The organism is Pseudomonas sp. R76, from assembly GCF_009834565.1.
Lineage (GTDB): Bacteria > Pseudomonadota > Gammaproteobacteria > Pseudomonadales > Pseudomonadaceae > Aquipseudomonas.
The window spans coordinates 3,536,097-3,548,377 of the sequence record NZ_CP019428.1 but is presented as its reverse complement, the minus strand read 5'-3'; the positions used below and the strand labels follow the sequence as shown (position 1 = coordinate 3,548,377).

The 12,281-nt window shown below is 59.1% G+C and carries 12 protein-coding genes and 1 tRNA gene; 4 read left to right on the top strand and 9 right to left on the bottom strand.

Annotated elements, in window-relative coordinates:
* Positions 1 to 708 precede the first annotated feature (708 nt).
* The gene (locus tag PspR76_RS16030; protein WP_159956733.1) at positions 709 to 1,089 is read left to right on the top strand and encodes a hypothetical protein; all 381 of its coding nucleotides are present in this window, start codon (positions 709 to 711) and stop codon (positions 1,087 to 1,089) included.
* A 461-nt stretch (positions 1,090 to 1,550) separates the two neighbouring features.
* On the opposite strand, the gene PspR76_RS16025 is transcribed toward PspR76_RS16030, so the two are convergent.
* On the bottom strand, positions 1,551 to 2,756 hold the full coding sequence (locus PspR76_RS16025; protein ID WP_159956732.1) for an MFS transporter: 1,206 nt from the start codon (positions 2,754 to 2,756) through the stop codon (positions 1,551 to 1,553).
* 118 nt (positions 2,757 to 2,874) lie between these two features.
* On the opposite strand from PspR76_RS16025, the gene PspR76_RS16020 reads away from it, so the two are divergent.
* Complete coding sequence (locus PspR76_RS16020) at positions 2,875 to 3,786, top strand: LysR family transcriptional regulator (RefSeq protein ID WP_159956730.1); 912 nt, start codon at positions 2,875 to 2,877, stop codon at positions 3,784 to 3,786.
* Between the two features lie 115 nt (positions 3,787 to 3,901).
* On the opposite strand, the gene PspR76_RS16015 is transcribed toward PspR76_RS16020, so the two are convergent.
* Together PspR76_RS16015 and PspR76_RS16010 are read right to left on the bottom strand one after the other, a co-directional pair.
* A tRNA-Leu gene (locus PspR76_RS16015) sits at positions 3,902 to 3,988 on the bottom strand.
* Between the two features lie 408 nt (positions 3,989 to 4,396).
* A complete protein-coding gene (locus PspR76_RS16010; protein WP_159956728.1) occupies positions 4,397 to 4,678 on the bottom strand; it encodes a hypothetical protein in 282 nt (93 codons plus the stop codon).
* Between the two features lie 182 nt (positions 4,679 to 4,860).
* On the opposite strand from PspR76_RS16010, the gene PspR76_RS16005 reads away from it, so the two are divergent.
* Positions 4,861 to 5,319 carry a GFA family protein gene (locus tag PspR76_RS16005; RefSeq protein WP_159956726.1) on the top strand — a complete coding sequence of 153 codons (459 nt, stop codon included), beginning with the start codon at positions 4,861 to 4,863 and terminating at the stop codon, positions 5,317 to 5,319.
* Positions 5,320 to 5,321: 2 nt separating this feature from the next.
* Here the strand turns inward: PspR76_RS16005 and PspR76_RS16000 are convergent, their stop codons facing one another.
* Positions 5,322 to 5,849: a DinB family protein gene (locus tag PspR76_RS16000; protein WP_159956724.1), complete on the bottom strand. Its 528-nt coding sequence runs from the start codon at positions 5,847 to 5,849 to the stop codon at positions 5,322 to 5,324.
* A gap of 125 nt (positions 5,850 to 5,974) precedes the next feature.
* Between PspR76_RS16000 and PspR76_RS15995 the strand changes: the two genes are divergently transcribed.
* Positions 5,975 to 6,667 carry a DUF533 domain-containing protein gene (locus PspR76_RS15995; RefSeq protein ID WP_159956722.1) on the top strand — a complete coding sequence of 231 codons (693 nt, stop codon included), beginning with the start codon at positions 5,975 to 5,977 and terminating at the stop codon, positions 6,665 to 6,667.
* 173 nt (positions 6,668 to 6,840) lie between these two features.
* Here PspR76_RS15995 and PspR76_RS15990 read toward each other — a convergent pair whose 3' ends face one another.
* From PspR76_RS15990 to PspR76_RS15970, 5 genes are all read right to left on the bottom strand, one after another.
* Complete coding sequence (locus PspR76_RS15990) at positions 6,841 to 7,662, bottom strand: hypothetical protein (RefSeq protein WP_159956720.1); 822 nt, start codon at positions 7,660 to 7,662, stop codon at positions 6,841 to 6,843.
* Between the two features lie 18 nt (positions 7,663 to 7,680).
* Positions 7,681 to 8,028 carry a DUF2493 domain-containing protein gene (locus PspR76_RS15985; protein WP_159956718.1) on the bottom strand — a complete coding sequence of 116 codons (348 nt, stop codon included), beginning with the start codon at positions 8,026 to 8,028 and terminating at the stop codon, positions 7,681 to 7,683.
* Between the two features lie 64 nt (positions 8,029 to 8,092).
* Positions 8,093 to 10,807 carry a magnesium-translocating P-type ATPase gene (mgtA, locus tag PspR76_RS15980; protein WP_159956716.1) on the bottom strand — a complete coding sequence of 905 codons (2,715 nt, stop codon included), beginning with the start codon at positions 10,805 to 10,807 and terminating at the stop codon, positions 8,093 to 8,095.
* 235 nt (positions 10,808 to 11,042) lie between these two features.
* Positions 11,043 to 11,336: a hypothetical protein gene (locus PspR76_RS15975; protein ID WP_159956714.1), complete on the bottom strand. Its 294-nt coding sequence runs from the start codon at positions 11,334 to 11,336 to the stop codon at positions 11,043 to 11,045.
* Positions 11,337 to 11,652: 316 nt separating this feature from the next.
* The gene (locus tag PspR76_RS15970) at positions 11,653 to 12,264 is read right to left on the bottom strand and encodes a LysE family transporter (protein WP_159956712.1); all 612 of its coding nucleotides are present in this window, start codon (positions 12,262 to 12,264) and stop codon (positions 11,653 to 11,655) included.
* Positions 12,265 to 12,281 lie beyond the last annotated feature (17 nt).

The following is a 12,281-nucleotide window of genomic DNA, read 5'->3' as shown; positions in this document are numbered from 1 at the left end:
TTTCCCCAGGAGTTTGATCGGTGGCTTCAAATCGGTGCACCTGGAGTTTCCAGTGGGGATCTCGATATGTACCTAAAGGATTTTCCGTTGTAATGATAGCGACGTATATCTTAGGCAGAGAGGAAGGGTGCCCCTGAGATATATATCGGTAGACGGGTCCTCAATAGATTGATAGAAGGCAGCTTTGAAAAAGAAGGCTTACGTAAATGGTGCCAGATCACCGTAATTTAAATCGTAGGCTGGCCCGTATTGAACGCTAAATCAAATTGGCGAGGGCATAGCAGGAGGGGCGAACGTGCGGGAGCTACAGGAGCAACCGATGCAAGTGTTGGGGCAGGAAGAGCGTCAGGTTCAGTTGGCGAAGCAATTGAAACGGGCGGAACGAAAACTACTGTAGAGGCTCCCAAAAATGGACTAGGGCCATCTTATCGGCCGGCCGATAGCGAAAGGCTTGAAAAGATATTGGACTCTTATTATGGTGCGGTTAAGACGGGTAACAGAGTCGGAAGTGACGGTTTAGCTGACGCTGTTCGTTATGAGAAATCTACGGGTGAATTGTTATCCCCGGCAGGACGCGAGCAAAAGCCATCGAAGTAAGCAAACGGCTTGGTGATCTGATTCGGAATGCCGAGAACCAGCCCGCGGGGAGTTATCCTTACCCTCAAAGGGATATAAATTTTGCTAAGGAGCTTGTAAAGGATCTCGAAAATGCTCTCGGACGATGAGTACTTTAAAAAAAGTCTTCTGTGGCTCGCATCGCAATTTTCAATCTCAAGGACGAAACTAGAAGATGCATTAGGTGACCTGGGTGGCGTGTCAGGAGTTATACGCAATGGGTACTACATTTCGGCATACGAGTCATTAGGCGCTGTTGTTGTGCAGGAAGTGACGCCTGATGATTTACTTGAAGTTGTGAAAGGCAGCGAGGTGGCTTTGGGTCGGAATGTTGAATGTATGTATTATTTTATAGAGTCAATAGTTGATCATGGGTTGCTACAGGGCTGTAGTGCGGAAGTGCTGATAAGTGTGGCGCCAGAAGGTTGTAAAAGATTCTTACGCAAGCGCTTTTTGCCGGAGCAAGATATATGAGGCACTGGATAATCAAATTCAGAGCTTTATAGTTTCAGATGATGAGAGTAAAACGTGTTTTTATTTTTTACTCTTGCAGTCGTCAGTCAATGGAGGCATTTACGCAGCGAACGTGGTAAGTCAGTGCCGCAGAACCACATGGCGGAGATCCTCTTGAACGGGTCTGAGGTGTTGCGGATTATGCGTGAGGATTCGCGCTATTCTGCTCCCGTTTGGAAAACCGCAACAACGCCCGATACCCGCACACATCCGCAATCTGCGCCCCCCAGGTGCGTGGTCTGCAACAGCATCATCGCGTGGTGCATGCGGATCTCAGTCAGCAACGTGCTGAAATTGACCCCTTCATCCGCCAGTCGACGGCGCAACGTCGCCTCACTGACTGCCAATTCATGGCCAGCGAGTGCGGCGGTACAGGGTTTCTCGGGCGCTTTGGCGAGCAGTCCAGGCGCTCACTTATGGGCTTATTTCAGTTCTTCAGGATGGCGTTGACCTGAAAGGGCAACCCCCAACCCGTAAAACAACCCACCGGCGATGATAAACAGCCCCAACATGTAGAAAATGTAGTGAGCCGGCTGCGTCGCCAGCACGATTCCACACAGCACCGGACCTAACGCAGCGCCGACATTGCTCAAGTTCTGCGCCGCGTAATACATCCCTCTCAGATGACTCGGTGCAATGTTGTCGATGAACATGTATTCGGCCGGGAAGACGATGATTTCGCCCAGGGTAAAAATCGCCATGGACACCATCCAGACCATCAACGTGGTCGACAGGGCGAAGCCGCCGAGCCCGACGATAAACAGGCTGAGCCCGCCGGCCAGCCACAGGTTCAGGTGTCGACGGGAAATGCGTTTGCCAATGCTGTATTGCAGGCTGATCACCATCAGGGCATTGGTCGCCACCACGCTGCTGATAATTCGATAGGCCGCGTGGGGCGTGGTGGTCACAATCAGGTACTGCGAGAGGTAAGCCGTGAATTGGCCGAATACCACCGCACTCAAGACCCCGCCGAGGGTAAAGCACACCAGGCGGTAATCGCGCAGCAGCAGTGTGCCGACGGCGAGGAATGGCGCGGGTTTATCCTGTGTGTCGCCAGCCGCCAGGCCCCTGTTGCCCCACACGAAGTAGACAAAAAAGAACCCGGCACCCAGCCCCGCCGAGAGCAAAAACGGCAGGCTGATGTCGAGGGCGGCCACGCCTGCGCCGAGAAACGGGCCGACGGCATAGCCGATATTGGTCAGCGTGTATTTGATCGAAAACACTTCGCTGCGCTGGTCCACAGGCAGCAGGCTGCCAAACCCGGCCTTCACGGTGATATCGATGACCGCATACGCCAGGTTGATCGACACCAGGCACAGGTAGAACAGCCACAGCGTGGCGGCGCCATACGCGCCGAGAAACCCCAGCGAGAACACACCGCAGCAGGTGAGGATCAGCCGGTAACTGGAGATTCGGTCGACCAGAAAGCCGCCATACAGGCTCAACAGCGAGCCGATGATCAGCGTGCTTCCGATCACTAGGCCGATATCGGCAATGCTCAAGCCAAAGTTGCCGGACAAGTAAATCACCAAATAGGGCAGGGTGATTGCGCGCGCGAGGGTTAATACCAGTGACGCAGACAGCAGCAGGTTAAGGGTGGCGGGATAGGTTTTCAGCGTGGCGAGCATTCGGGCCTCATCGTCCATTCATAAGGTGCAAGTCACACAGCTTACTGGTGAGGTGAATTCTGATTTAGGATGCTTTCTATCGAATGAAAGGAACTGAGTTCATGAATAAGGAGCGTCAATGTTTGCCTCCGAACGCTTGAAGGGTATCGATGTGTTTGTTTGCGTCGCGGAGAGCGGCAGCTTCGCGGCGGCGGCCGAGAAGATGCACCTGACGGCCTCTGCCATCAGTAAAAGCATCGCCAGGCTGGAAAAACGCCTGGGCGCGCGACTGTTTCAACGTACGACGCGCAGATTGGCGCTGACCGACGCGGGCACGGCGTTCCTGCGCACCTGCAGCGGGGTGTTGGCCGACCTTGAAGAAGCCGAGTTGTCACTGCACAGCGAAAGCACTGAGCCCCGTGGGCGAGTGCGCATTGATTTGCCGGGCGCATTCGGACGCGCGCAGGTATTGCCGATCCTGCTGGCATGGATGAAGGACTATCCATTGGTGATACCGCACATCACGTTCTCTGACGGCCTCATCGAGCCGTTCCAGGCTGGCGTTGACATCGTGGTGCGTATCGGCCGTGCGGATGCCTGGCCGGAGACGGTTGGGCACAGGCTGCTCAGGCGCGAGCGGCATGTGTTTTGCACATCGCCAGCATACCTGGCTCGCCATGGCACGCCGTTGTCGGAGGGCGACCTTGAACAGCATCAGTGCATTGCCTATGGCTGGGTTGATGGGCGCATCAGCCCCTGGCGCTACACCGGTGAGCAGGGCGAGGCGCTGCGCAGGCCAGTCGCGCCGCAGCTGGTGGTGGGCAATGGTGAAGGGTTGGTGATGGCCGCGCTGGCAGACTGCGGAATCGTCCAATTGCCCTCGTGGCTGATCGAGCAGCAACTGCAACAAGGGACATTGGTGGAAGTGCTGCCGCACCTGGCGACTGAAGGGTTTGAGATCACCTTGGCCTGGGTTAAAAGTCGCCAGGCGTTGCCCAAGCTACGCGTGGTGCTTGAGGCGTTGGTGGCGCGACTCGGCGCGTTTGAATGATCCGGGGATGTGCTATCGCTTGGCGAGCGCCGGAACAACCGGGCAAATGGAGAATTGCGGCGCGCAAAAAGATAAGGGCCTGCATGACGTTAATCATGCAAGCCCTTGATATCTATGGTGCCCGAAGCCGGAATCGAACCGGCACGCCCTTACGAGCGGGGGATTTTAAGTCCCATGCGTCTACCAGTTTCGCCATTCGGGCGGCAGCGCGGTGCAGCAGGGTTGGGAATATATAGACCCAGGCGCTTGGATGCAAGGTGAAAGCATGAGTTTGTCGCATTCATTAAAATCCGAAAAATCTTGCAGGATCAGTGATCTACATGGGGAACCTGCCGCCGTGGCGAGGTTTTTGATACGGGGTGAAACGCTCCTGCCAGGAACTGACCCGGTTTGAAATAGAGTGCGGTTTCACTTTCAAGCCAGGCGCCGTTATGAAATTTGCCTCTGTCCGTCCTGGCGTTTCAAGTGTTGGAGGTGGCGGCTGTTGCGAGCCGGGTCAGCAGCACGAACGTGGTGATGCCCGCGACGAAGATGCCGTGGGGTAATACGTCCGCGCTGCTCCAGGATCCCGATGAGAACCTGGTGAATATCTTTTCAAAAGCCGAATAGCTCAGACAAACGCCTGCCCGCTGAACCCGCGTGGCAAACGCTGCAACCCAGGCAGGTCGGTGAGGCGTTGTGTCCACGCACTGCGCCAGTCGATGGCGGTGTGGGTCTTGGTTTTGCGCGCAGAGCGGCGAGCGGCATTGCGCTGGGTGCGGCGCGCTTCTTTATAGGCTTCGGTATTGCGGCAGGTACGGCATTTGACTCGGTTCAGCTCGGTGCTGGAGGTGAGGTTGGTGCCGTGGTGGCCGCAGGCCAAATGGCCGGCGACCTTGAAGTGAGTGACCATGTAAGCGTCTCCTTCTTATGGGGGTACGCGCCTCCAACAGCAGCGGTGGCGCGCGAGCAGGGCGGGGCAATTAACCCCGGCGCCTTATGGTTAAGACCCCAGGCGCGGCGCAGCGTTCGGTTTTGCCCCCACGCGGGTTCACGCTACCCTGTGCGACTACAAGCATAAAAAAGGAATCAATGATGAGCCTCGAAACCCTGCCGCTGGAAGGCAGTTGCCGCTGTAACCGGGTGCGCTTCAGTGTCAGCCTGCCGCCGGTGATCACCATGGCGTGCCATTGCAACGGCTGCCAGAAAATGACCTCCAGCGCGTTCTCCCTCAGCGTCCTGATTCCCGCCAGTGGCTTCACCGTCACCCAGGGCTGCCCGGTGATTGGCGGTTTGCATGGCGTGGACCGTCATTATTGCTGCCCGCACTGCATGAGCTGGCTGTTTACGCGCCCCCATGGCATCGACGAGTTCGTCAATGTGCGCGCAACCTTGCTGGATAACGCCCACGACTACGTGCCGTTCATGGAAACCTGGACCAGCGAAAAGCTGCCGTGGGCCTCCACGCCCGCCGTCGAACGTTTCGCGCAATTACCCGAGCCGCAAGACTTCCCGCGCTTGATGCAGGCCTACGCCGCGTTCAACGCGCGCTGAACTCAGTCGATCAGCGCCAGCAGGTCGGTATCGCCCACATCCACGCCCGCCTGGGTCAGCAACGTGGTTGCCTGGCCCCGGTGGTGGGTCTGGTGGTTGAAGAAATGCACCAGCAGGCCGAAGAACGGCTTGTTGTTCGCGACACCGCGCATGTTCTGGTAGCTGAGGTGATGATCCAGGTCGGGCTCGCGCAGGCTCTGGGCCCAGTCGATGATGAGTTGATCCAGGCAAGCGCGATGGGCCGACAGCTCGCGGATGTCGGCAAACGCCAGTTGCTTGAGGTCTACGGGTGTGACGATAGCGCTTAAGGGTGCCAGCGCCGAAAAGCCTGCCGGGTGCTGGGCAAAGCGCTTGAGCCAGACGGTATCACCGAGCGCCAGGTGATTGAGTGTGCCGAGAATCGAGCCGAAGAACGCCTGGCGGTCCGCCGCCAGTTCGGCGTCTGTCAGTTTGCCGGCGGCGGCATAGACCTTGCGGTTCATCCACTGGTTGTAGTTGGCCATCAACGCGATGTGTTCGATGCGGTTCACGTGGTTTCTCTCTCAATGGCGCGATGTCGCCATGATAAAGCGTGCCCGCCCGGCGGTCATGGTGTTCCCACGGCAGCGGGCTATGGTTGTTGAACGCCATTATTGCGCCCTGGGAGGGTGAAACCATGAATACCAGCGATCTACTCGAACAGCTGTTGCGCGCCGGGCAGCAAGGCGGCGCGGCCTCAGGCGGTGGCCTGGGCGGGCTGCTCGGCGGCTTATTGAAAGGCGCCAGCAGCGGCAACGCCTCGGCGGGCGGCGGTTTGGGTGGGTTACTGGGCGGCCTCGGCGGTTTGTTGGGCGGCGCACCCAGCGGTGGTACGACGCAGGCGCGCTCCGGTGGGATGAACTACGCGGCGCTGGCCTCGTTGGGGATGGCGGCGTTTCAGGCGTATCAGGCCTGGCAACGCCAGCAGGCAACTGCGCCGCAGCAAGCCATCCAGACGGTGGATCAGTTGGACGGCGCCGAAGCGCAAGCCCATAGCCATGCGTTGCTACGCGCGCTGATCGCAGCGGCCAAGGCGGATGGCAACATCGATGCGCAGGAGCAACAGATGATTTCCGCCGAGATGGCTCGCCACACCGATGACCCGCAGTTGCTGCAGTGGATCGCTGCCGAGGCCGTCAAGCCTCTGAATGCGGCGGATTTTGCCGAGTATGCAAGTGACCCGGCGCTGGCGTCGGAGATCTACCTGGCCAGCGTGCTACTGGTGAACGACCAACAGGATGCGGAGCGCAAATACCTGGATGAACTGGCAGAACAGTTGCAACTTGACCCGCAGTTGCAACTGAACCTGGAGCAGCAGGCTAAAGCCTAGAGTGGCGAAGCACCACAACAGCGACCTGATGTAATGAGATCCAAATGTGGGAGCGGGCTTGCTCGCGAATGCAGTGGGACAGTGACAAATGAGCTGACTGACCCAACGCATTCGCGAGCAAGCCCGCTCCCACAGGTTGTCCGAGGCGTTGCTTTTGATCTACGACATTCAAACTAAAAACGCAGCGTAGCACCGGTGGTCAGCCACTGGTTCCGGTCGCCGCTCAGGCTTTGCCCAACCACCACATCCACATCGACCAGTTTGCCCACATGAAAGCGCGGCCCGGCCTGCCAGGCCTGGTCGCCGCCTTCCTGGCCGTAGCGCTCAGCGATCAGCGTCAACGCGTCCGCCAGTTGATACTCGAACCCGGTCCCCCACGTCAGCCGATGATTCTGCTCACCGCCGTTATAGGCATGTGTCCAGCCACCATTCACGTTCAGGCGCAACGCTTCGACGGGTTGCCAGGTTAACGGCACATTCAGATCCGCGCCGTCGAACGCATGTTGGCGGTCCAACGCAAAATGCGACGTGGCCGACACCGCCATTTGCAGCCCCAGGTCATCCCGCGACCATACCTGGGCCTTGACCTGCGGGCTGACCTGGGTTTCAGCGTCGCCTGCCTGGCTGGCACGCGACAGCGCGGCGCTCCACTGCACCGACGGCAATGCGCTGAAGGTGCAGGCCGGGTTCAATGTCTCGTTATGGACGTTGCCCTGATGCCGCTCGGCTGTGTACCAGGCGTCCACATTGCATTCGCCGGGGGCGTTGACGGCGCCGTCGTCGACTACATAAGCGCCACCGGCCGCGTGGGCCTTGGATAACAGCGCGATGAACAAGATAAGGCCCAGGGTCACGCCGATAAACGTCAGGTTACGTTGCAGTGCGCGGCGCTTGGCCGGTGGCAGGAGCAACAGGGTATGGCGAGCGCCGCGATAGTGACGGGCACGGTATTTGGCAAACCCGTCCTGACGCAGAGGAGTGTGTTTTTTGTGCATGATGCACCTCGCTTGAATTCAGCTTTCTACGGTCAGCACCGAAATGCCGCTGGCTTTGGCCTGGCAGACCAACTCCGAGGTGTCGTCACCGCCCGGCAGGGCGATGACCACGTCGGGGCGGCTGTCAGACAGCATGAAATGGTTGCGCTGGCGTTCCGCCTGCTTGCCGTGGCGTTGCCAATTGGGCGGGTAGCGCACCACGTCGATGCCGATTTCCCGCGCCCATTCCTCAATGTCACTGCCGAGGAACTGGTTGCCGCCGTGAATCAATACCTGCATCGGGCGCAGGCGGTGGTAAGCGTCCAGCACTTGGCGGGACTTTTTGGTGTCGGCGTAATGACGACCTGCACAGATCAACACGCGCATAGTCAGAGTCCTTGTGTTGCGCGGTGGCCGCCGGGCGACGACCACCGTTTTCAGAGGCGGGTGATCAGTACCACTGCTTGAAGCGGCGGATGTAGATCGTTTTCATCAGTTGAGCCACGCAGCAGTAGGCGAGCAGGGTGCCGACCAGCCATGGGAAGTACGCCAGCGGCAGCGGCTCCAGGCCCACCAGGGTGCCCAGCGGCGAGAACGGTACGTAGATCCCCAGCCCGATGACGATGGCGGTCATCATCAACACCGGCCAGGCGGCCGTGCTCTGGAAGAACGGGATCTTGCGGGTGCGCAACATGTGCACCACCAGGGTTTGCGAGAGCAGCCCTTCGATAAACCAGCCGGACTGGAACAGGGTCTGCATTTCCACACTGTTGGCGGAGAACACGTACCACATCAGCGCAAAGGTGGTGATGTCGAAGATCGACGAGGTCGGCCCGATCCAGATCATGAAGCGGCCGATGTTTTTCGCATCCCACTTACGCGGCTTGGCCAGGTATTCCTTGTCCATCTTGTCCCACGGCAAGGCCAGCTGGGAGATGTCGTACATCAGGTTTTGCAGCAGCAGGTGGATCGCCAGCATCGGCATGAACGGGATGAACGCACTGGCCACCAGCACCGAGAACACGTTGCCGAAGTTGGAACTGGCGGTCATGTTCAGGTACTTCATGATATTGCCGAAGGTTTCGCGGCCCTTGAGCACGCCTTCTTCCAGCACCATCAGGCTCTTTTCCAGCAGGATGATGTCGGCCGACTCCTTGGCGATATCGGTGCCGCTGTCCACCGAGATACCCACGTCGGCATCGCGCAGCGCCGGCGCATCGTTGATGCCGTCGCCGAGGAAGCCGACTGTGTGACCGTTGGCTTGCAGTGCCTTGAGCACGCGGGATTTCTGCAGCGGCGTCAGCTTGGCAAACACTGTGCGCTCTTCCACGCGGCGCAGCAGGGTCGCGTCGTCCATGGCTTCGATTTCTACGCCGAGCAGCGGCTGGCCGGGTTCGAGGCCAACCTGGCGGCAGATTTTGCTGGTGACCACGGCGTTGTCGCCGGTCAGCACTTTCACGGCCACGCCGATTTGTTGCAGCGCAGCAATCGCCGGGCCTGCGGTTTCCTTCGGCGGATCCAGGAAGGTCAGGAAGCCCTGGATCACCAGGTTGCGCTCATCGGCGGTGGTGTATTGCTGGCGTGCCAGTGCTTTAGGAATGTTGCGGGTGGCGACCACCAGCACACGGAAACCGTCCTCGTTGTAGTCGTTGGCCAGCGCCAGCAACTCATCACGGCGACGATCATCCAGTGGCACCGCTGCGCCATCTTCCATCACATGGGTGGAAATGCTCAGCATCTCTTCCACCGCGCCCTTGCACACCAGCAATTGGTCGCCGGCGGCGTCCTTGACCACGATCGACAGGCGACGGCGCACGAAGTCGAACGGCAACTCATCGACCTTGCTGTAGGCAAATGGCAGCTGGAACTTGGGGTTGTGTTCCGAGAACTGCACCACGGCCTGGTCCATCAGGTTTTTCATGCCGCTCTGGTGGTAGCTGTTGAGCCAGGCCAGGGACAGCACCGCATCATCACGTTGGCCGAAGGCGTTGACGTGGTGCTCGAGGATGATCTTGTCCTGGGTCAGGGTGCCGGTCTTGTCGGTGCACAGCACGTCCATTGAACCAAAGTTCTGGATCGCGTTCAGGCGCTTGACCACTACCTTGCGCTTGGCCATGGCAGTTGCGCCCTTGGCCAGGTTGGCGCTGACGATCATTGGCAGCATTTCCGGGGTCAGGCCCACGGCCACCGCCAGGGCAAACAGGAACGCATCGCCCCAATCGCCTTTGGAGAAGCCATTGAGCAGGAACACGATGGGCACCATCACCAACATGAAGCGAATCAACAGCCAGCTGACGCTGTTCACCCCACGGTCGAACGCGGTCTGCACCCGCGAACCGACAATCGCCTTGGCCAGCGAGCCAAAGTAGGTGCGTGGCCCGGTGGCGACCACCACCGCTTTGGCGCGGCCGCTGACCACGTTGGTGCCCATGAAGCAGATGTTTGGCAGGTCCAGCAGGTTGCCTTGGTCGGCGGCCAGCGAGGACGCGGATTTCTGCGTGACGTCACCCAGCGTGTCGTACTTTTCCACCGGCAAGGCTTCGCCGGTCAGCACGGCCTGGCTGATAAACAGGTCGCGGGATTCGATCAGGCGGATATCGGCCGGGATCATATCGCCGGCCGACAACTGCACGATATCGCCGGCCACCAGGTCGCGCATCGGCACTTCGCGCAGCGTCGGCCGGGCGCCGACCTGTTCGCGGCGCAGCACAGTGGCGGTGGTGCGCACCATGGCCTTGAGGGCTTCGGCGGATTTGGCCGAACGGTGTTCCTGCCAGAAGCGCAGCAAGCTGCTGAGCAGGACCATGGTCATGATGATGATGACTTTGGTCAGGTCAACTTCTTCACCGGCCTGCAACGGCAGCCAATAGTCGGTGACAAAGCTGATGCCGCCCAGGGTCAGCAATACGTAGATGAAGGGGTTGTTCAGCGCCTGCAGGAACTGGACGATGGCGTGAGGCGGCTTGTCATGAGCCACTTCGTTGTAGCCTTCACGTTGCAGGCGCGCCGAGGCGTCCAGTTCGGTCAGGCCGTCCTGGGTCGCTCGCACATTGGCAAGGGTGGCTTGCAGGCCGTTCTGGGCTTCACGGGCGGCACGCATCGACAGTTTGGTGTCGGTGGTGGTGCCATTTTTCTTGTGCAGAGGCGTGTTTTTTACGGCGCTCATTGTCTGTACTCCTGTCGCCAATTCTCGACGAAACATACCCGGTACTTACCTGAATACAGGCGAGCGAAAGCATGCCGAGCCGCGGACTTCGCGATCGGTTTAAATAAGGTGTTCACATAACTTCTACAGCGCCCGCCAGACGCGCGTTAGTTAACTAACGCGCAGCGGGCTACTACTGGACGTGTTCATAAAGAACTCCAGACTGTTAATCAGAAAGTTGCTGTTTCCAGCCGGTTTAAGCGGCGCGCAGGCTCAGGTAAACACCGAGCAGCACGCTGGCTTGAGCCAGGGTGGAAACCTGAGGTCTCTGCGGGTCTTGGGGGTCGGCGTGGTCCCAGTGCTGCAGCAGTTGACCGCTGTCAGGGCAGACACGCCAGCGCGCCAGCGGGGGCGCCGGACGCAGTTGGGAAGAGGGTGCAGCAAAGGCAGTGCGAGTAGGCGAAAAGCCCACAGGCTCGCGGCACAGCTTGGCACGCAGGGCTGCGGCTAGCGTACGTACATCGGGCAAAACAAGGAGTTGGAAGGTCATAACACACCTCGGGACCGGACGGGCGACCGGTGAGGCAGTTACGGTGGAGCATCAAGCTCTAGCGCAGCTTACCGGACCTGGAAGGCGAGTCCTGTCATATTCTGGGTTTGGCGCCCGATGCCCGCTAATGCGGTGCTCGGACAGCGACTAGATACTGTGTCCATTGGCTTCTTTTGTGAGGTTTAAAAAAGGCCCCAGTTGCGGGCACGGGCAATCTACTCAGACGGTTACAAAATGTCAACGCATGATTAATTAAATTAACCCGTGTTCAGAGTTCATTCAGATAAGCGCGCAGCAACTTGCGAGGTATATAACTTCATATACCCTGTGCCGCCAGAACAGCCAGATAGATCAACACTACGCCACACGCACCGTAACTGATGCGCTGCCACAGCGGCGATGCGTTATTGCGTAACAGATTGACCAACGCTGCGATCAGAAAACATGAGAGCACCGACGCCAACATGAACCCGGCAAAAAACATCAGGGTTTGCCCATGGCTCGGCGTGGCGCCGACGATGCCGGACAAGGCGCTGCCCAGCGCGCCCCAGTAGACGATGTTCTTCGGGTTAGCCAGGGAAATCGCCGCACCCACCGCCAGCGCGTTCTGCCCGGAGCTGGCCGGTGCGGTGTCCGTTGCGGGCAAGTGCCAGGCATCGAGCAAACTGCGCACGCCCAGCCAGGCCAGGTACAGCGCGCATACGACAGTCAGCGGCACACGCACCGCGTCATGCTGAATCAGCAGGGCGATACCGGTGAGGCCAATGACTGCCCACACGGCGTCGCCCACCAGCGAGCCGACCTGTACCAGCAAGGCCGGGGTAAAGCCGTGGAGCAGGCCTCGGCGCAACGTCTCGGCCAGCACCGCGCCCGGGGAGAGGCAAAACACAAAACCGAATACCAATGCGTAAACGAAGATCGTCAACATGCTCGCTTTCCTTCAAA